We start from the raw sequence: 5353 nt of genomic DNA on the forward strand, positions 1-5353 counted from the left end.
ATACAAAATCTTAAACCGGTCGGCCGCTACGGACACACCGATGGTGCGCTACACGCGCACCATTTTACCGCTATGTGCAATTCATCCTTATTTTAAGAAAATTAAAGCGATTTCGCAATAGTTATTCACAAATTTTCCCATATTCCCCTATTACCATCATCATTATCACATATTATTTGCATAAAAGAAAAACGAAGAGTTTCCTCTTCGCTATCTGTTTTGGTTAACTGATTTCATGATCTGACGAATCTGCGCTTCACTAGGTTTACGACCCATTTGTAAGAACATAGCACGAATCATCTTTTCATTGATCGGTGGATTTTCCTTTAATTCTTTTTCAAACTTTTTCTTTGTGAAATAAAAACCTAAAATCCCGCCAATAACAACCCCAACTAAGGTGTAAAGTATTGTACTTAACCAATCCATATTTAATCCATCCTCACTATTTACATACTTTATATTACTATTTTTTTATTCTTTTGACAACCGTTTGAAAATTCTATTTTTATCAAACAGAGATTCCCCTTCTACTAAGATAACCGACAGAAAAATCAATAAACCACCAAGGATCATGATCCACGTCTTTTCTTCGTGCAACAATGCAAATCCAAAAATATTGGCAAATAAAGATTCTGTACAAAGAAGCACACTGGCACTGGAAGAATCGATATATTTTTGCGCCAGAGTTTGTAATTGAAATGCAAGCCATGTGGCAATCAAAATCATATAAAGGCAGCTGAAAATGGCCATCGAGGAGATGTGTGAAGGCATCGCTTCCAAACATAAGGCACCTGGAATAGACACTAATGCAGCCACTGACATTTGAACCGCATTGATAAGTCGCACATCCTGTCCTTTTGTCGAATACTCCAAAGAGATAAAGTGACAAGCAAAAAAGAAGGCACACATCAGTGATAAACCATCTCCAAAAGAAAAGTGAAACTGCCCCTTTGATAGAGAAAGACATCCAAGACCAATCAGACAGATCAAGCTGGCAAATACCTGCATGAACTGTGGTCTTTTCTTAAAGATGAGCCAGGCGATATAAGGTACCATGACCACATTGACCGCCGTTAAAAAAGCATTTTGACCTGTATTGGTCATATCTAAACCAAAGGTTTGAAAGGCAAAGGCCAAATACAAGAAAATACCTGATAAAGCCCCTTTTAATACACCGGCTTTGGTAATGCGTATTTTTTGAATTCCTACTATGAGCCAGCACACAAGACTGGCACCTAAAAAGCGAATCAATAAAACGGTAAACGGATCAAAGGTGGCCAAAGCGGCATCGGTCGCAATGAAACCACCGCCCCAGATGGCTGCCACCAAGATACAGATGGCACTCGCATTTTTTCTGGACATGCTTATACCTCAAAAAGTGAAAGCTGTTCACTTTCTTCCTCTGACCAGTTTCCTTCCTCAATACGATCCAGGATTTCGGGAATCGTATAAGCTTCCAACTTGCCAAATGGATTCGAGAACGTTGATTCTACCGACATCAAAGAAATGGATGCCGGTACAAAGCGAAGAAGCTCTTCACTTTCCAGCACGATTTCCTTTTGTAGATCACGAATCTCCTTCATTTTATATAGATGACTTGGATTTGATTTGATCAGCTTACAAATGCGGTTTCCTTTAGCCGGTCGATTAAACTGGGCAATCTGATCCATCTTGACACGTTTCATCTGCCCTTCGCTTGTCATAAATAGAATTTGTCCCTGCAAGTCACGACAGACAAGCATATCTTCCACACAATCGTCCCTTGTCAGATTGATTGATTTAACACCTTTGGATTTTGCCGATACCTGCGGTACTTGTTCAACCGGATACGTCAAACCAAAACCATTTTTTGTCACCAACACGATCTGATCAGATTGTGTCATGGATGCTTTTGCCGAAATCATTTCATCGGCTGATCCAACTTTCATGCAGACCATCGTTTTATTGGCACGAGAAACCTGCAGATCTTTTAAAGAAGTTCGCTTGATCATTCCTAAAGCCGAGGCAAAGACCATCTCTACATGTTTATCAAAATGATCGATCAAATAGGCCTGAACGATTTTTTCCGAAGAATCGATTTTCAAATAACTGCTGATATGTTTTCCCAGATCCTTCCACTTGGCTTCTTCCAAGGTATAGACCGTTAAATACCCATAGGTTCCGCGATTGGTAAAAAACAAGAGTGTCTGTAAGGTGCTGGCCTGTCCGCTGCATACGATAAAATCGCCATCCTTATGACCACTCAGGCTATCCGGTGACGCATTGTAAGAACGCAGACTGACACGTTTAACATACCCATCATGTGTCATTGTCACCATGACTTGTTCATCCGCAATCATAGCTTTTTCATCAATGACGATCTCTTGAATATCCTTTTGAATCTCACTGCGTCTTTCGGTCTTAAAAGTCGTATTGACTTCTTTTAATTCTTTGACAAGCAATGCATGCAGCTTTTTCTTATCCGATACGATACCTTCCAAACGTTGAATATCCTTTAAAAGCGCATCGTATTCATCCTGCAATTCTTTAATATCCGTATGTGTCAAACGATATAAACGCATGATGACAATGGCTTCTGCCTGTTCTTTGGAAAAGCCAAAGCGAGAAATCAGATTATTTTTGGCATCGGCCTTATCTTTAGAAGAGCGAATGATAGAAATGATCTCATCCATGACACTAACCGCTTTGATCAAGCCTTCCAAGATATGCGCTCGTTCCTTTTTAGCCTTTAAATCATAATGACTTCGCCTTAAAACTACATCTTCCCGATGTTGAATAAAGGCATCCAGCGCCATCGGCAAAGACATCAATACCGGCGCCTTATTGACAATGGCAATCACATTATAGTTATAAGAAATCTGAAGATCGGTATTCTTATAAAGATAATTCAAGATCGTTTCATCGGCACAATCTTTCTTTAAGTCGATGACAATGCGCAATCCATTACGATCACTTTCATCACGTACATCTAAGATACCATCGACTTTTTTATTGATTCGAATATCATCGATCTTCTTGACCAGCTGACTTTTGATCACTTCATATGGAATTTCGGTAACAACCAGTTGTTTGATTGTTCGTGTCTGTTCCACATGTACCTTAGATCGAATCATGACTTTTCCTTTACCTTTGGAAAAAGCTTCACTGATACCGTCAATCCCCATAACGATACCGCCGGTTGGAAAATCGGGCCCTTTTACAATCTGCATCAGCTCATGTAGATCACATTGTGGATGCTGGATACGATAAATCGCTGCTTCGACAACTTCATTTAAATTATGTGGCGGTATATTGGTCGCATAACCAGCGGCAATACCGGTAATTCCATTGACCAGCAAGTTGGGATAACGAGCCGGCAAGACTGTCGGTTCCATCTTTTCATCGGAAAAGTTGGGCGCCCATTCTACCGTATCCTTTTCAATATCCTGCAACAAATAATCCGAAAGTTTGGAAAGTCTAGCTTCCGTGTATCGCATCGCAGCCGCCGGATCATCGTCAATAGAACCGTTATTTCCCTGCATATCGATCAAAGGATCGGCAATTTTCCAAGATTGTGATAATCGTACCATCGCGTCATACACGGAACTATCCCCATGCGGGTGGTAATTACCGATGACGTTACCGACAGTTTTGGCACTTTTGCGATAAGGCTTATTGTAGGTGTTTCCATCTTCATACATCGCATATAAAATACGTCTCTGCACCGGCTTTAAACCATCCCTGGCATCGGGCAGGGCACGCTCCTGAATGATGTATTTGGAATATCGGGCAAAGCGATCCGCCATGATATCTTCCAGTGAATTTTTTAAGATATGATGTTCTTCCACTGTATTTGCCTTAGTCATGGCGTACCTCCTTTACATAATCATCCTCCAATGTAAATACGACATTGTCTTCGATCCAGTTACGACGAAGCTCGGCTTTATCTCCCATCAGTTCATGGACACGACGCTCAGCCATGACCGCATTTTCTATCGTCACACAAATCAAGGTACGCGTAGCCGGATTCATGGTCGTATCCCATAACTGCGTGGCATTCATTTCACCAAGCCCCTTGTAACGAGTAATGGTATAGCCGTTTTTCAGCTCTTTTTTCTTTTCATCCAGTTCCTCGTCGGTATATAGATAATACTCATTCTTTCCTTTGGCAATCCGATATAAAGGCGGCAAGGCGATATATAACATTTCCTTATCGATCAAATCTCTCATATAGCGATAAAAGAATGTCAACAATAGATTTTGAATATGTGCCCCATCATCATCCGCATCGGTCATGATGATGACCTTATAGTAATTGGAATCTTCGGCGGTAAAATCTTTTCCGACACCGGCTCCCAGGGCATGAATGATCGTATTCAATTCTTCATTTTTCTCAATGTTTTCCAAAGATGCCTTTTCGGTATTTAATACCTTTCCTCTTAATGGCAGGATGGCCTGATATTTTGAATCTCTACCTTGTTTGGCACTACCCCCGGCCGAATCACCTTCGACAAGGTACAGCTCCTTTCTTCGGGCATCCTTGCTTTGCGCACTGGCAAGCTTTCCGGACAATACTCTTTCTGCCTTCTGTTTGCCTTTGCCTTTACGCGCTTCCTCTCTGGCCTTGCGAGCCGCATTACGCGCATTGGCCGCCTTTACAATTTTTCGCACTAGCGCCTGTGCCGTTTCTTTATTCTCTTCTAAGAAATAGCGTAAATTCTCACTCACGATCGCATCCGTAGCTGATTTTGCCTCCGGTGTTCCCAATTTCTCTTTTGTCTGTCCTTCAAACTGAAGAAGATTTTCCGGAATTGTCAGATTGATGACAAGCGTTAAGCCTTCCCGAACATCACTGCCATCAAAACTTTTATCCTTCTCTTTTAAGAAACCGTTTTTACGGGCATATTCGTTGAACACTTTGGTAAAAGCTTGTTTCGCACCGGTTTCATGACTTCCGCCATCCCGTGTTCGAACCATGTTGGTAAAGCTAAAAACATTTTCCTGATAATCATCAGTATATTGAAAACAACCACGCACTTGTATGCCATTATTGTTGCCTTCAAAACTGATTGGATCGTGCATCGGTGTATGATCTTTATCAATTTCCTCGATAAAAGCCTGTAAGCCATTTTCATACTGATAGACCATTTCCCGTTTTTCTTTTCGAAGATCGGTCACTTTCATCTCTAAGCCTTCTAAAAGGAAAGCATCTTCCTGCGCACGTTCACAAATCTTAGAGAAGGAAAAGCGATTTTGTTTAAAGATGTGAGGATCCGGTAAGAACTGTACAGTACTTCCGGTACGATTGGTCTTACCGATCTTCTCCAGCTTTCCGACTTTCTTTCCCCCATCTTCAAACAACATAGACCATACA

General features: G+C 41.2%; 4 protein-coding genes. All 4 read right to left on the bottom strand.

Annotated features, from left to right (window positions below):
• Window positions 1-210: 210 nt before the first annotated feature.
• Complete coding sequence (locus tag U0M88_RS02870) at window positions 211-426, bottom strand: YneF family protein (RefSeq protein ID WP_022789121.1); 216 nt, start codon at window positions 424-426, stop codon at window positions 211-213.
• 45 nt (window positions 427-471) lie between these two features.
• A complete protein-coding gene (locus tag U0M88_RS02875; RefSeq protein ID WP_331868844.1) occupies window positions 472-1362 on the bottom strand; it encodes a DMT family transporter in 891 nt (296 codons plus the stop codon).
• A 2-nt stretch (window positions 1363-1364) separates the two neighbouring features.
• Window positions 1365-3845, bottom strand: coding sequence for a DNA topoisomerase IV subunit A (gene parC / locus U0M88_RS02880; RefSeq protein ID WP_331868845.1), 2481 nt, complete (start codon window positions 3843-3845; stop codon window positions 1365-1367).
• Window positions 3838-5353: type IIA DNA topoisomerase subunit B (locus U0M88_RS02885; protein ID WP_331868846.1), on the bottom strand; the 1516-nt coding region annotated here is incomplete at its 5' end. The genes parC and U0M88_RS02885, both read right to left, overlap by 8 nt.

Source organism: Faecalicoccus sp., from assembly GCF_036552745.1.
In the GTDB taxonomy this organism is placed as follows: Bacteria; Bacillota_I; Bacilli_A; order Erysipelotrichales; family Erysipelotrichaceae; genus Faecalicoccus.